Annotated in this window: 1 pseudogene; it reads right to left on the minus strand. The window is 30.1% G+C overall.

Annotation, left to right across the window (positions count from 1 at the left end):
- Positions 1–100: 100 nt before the first annotated feature.
- A pseudogene (locus CCZ01_RS10595) lies at positions 101–790 on the minus strand (hypothetical protein); the annotation flags it as partial.

Genomic DNA, 790 nt, shown 5'->3' on the forward strand with positions numbered 1-790 from the left:
TAGATTGACTTTGTTTATTTATACCTTGATGATTAAACAAAGAGTTGTTTTGAAAGTTTTTAACTGCATTAATGCTCATGTTGACTCCTTATGAAAAGAATTACCCAGAAAACTTATACCCTATTTTAGAAAGTTGTTCCAAGATTTCTGTAATGTCATTACCCTTTTCTTGTTCTACTTTTAAGAAACGTTCAAAGAATGTTTTTCTAAATTCATCTTGATAGGTTTCTGTATTATCACTTTCTCCTTGAATAGGTTCAAAGGGTTTTCTATCCTCAAATTCACCCATTTTTTTCCAAGCTTCTTTTATTGCTGGATTCATTCTTGCTGTAAACTCATCATATTTCTTTCTAAATTCAACATACCTTTTTTTAAATTCAGAGAAACTCAAATCAGGACTGCTAAGCTTTTCCATATATTCATCAAATAAATCACTCGCTTCTTTTATTAAAGACTTATCTTGAAGATAAGGTGATGCTCTCTGTAGACTGCTAAAATTATACTGAAGAATCCAAATATCTTCGTCTTGCCCATTCCAATGACCTTCTGTAAGAACCCATAAGCTATTGTTAGTTATACTAATGTTATCCATAAATTTTTTGAATTCTTTAGAGATTGATTCATCAATGTTTTTATTATATCCAAATGCATTTCCTGTTAGAGTTGTTTCACCCTCAAAGACTCTATGTATTGGTGCATACTTTGCAAACTCTAAAAAGACATCACCTTTGGAATAAGAGCTAAAATCAGACTTTGAATTAAAAATCCATCCTATATCATTTTTTTTGTG

Source organism: Helicobacter monodelphidis (genome assembly GCF_003288845.1).
In the GTDB taxonomy this organism is placed as follows: domain Bacteria; phylum Campylobacterota; class Campylobacteria; order Campylobacterales; family Helicobacteraceae; genus NHYN01.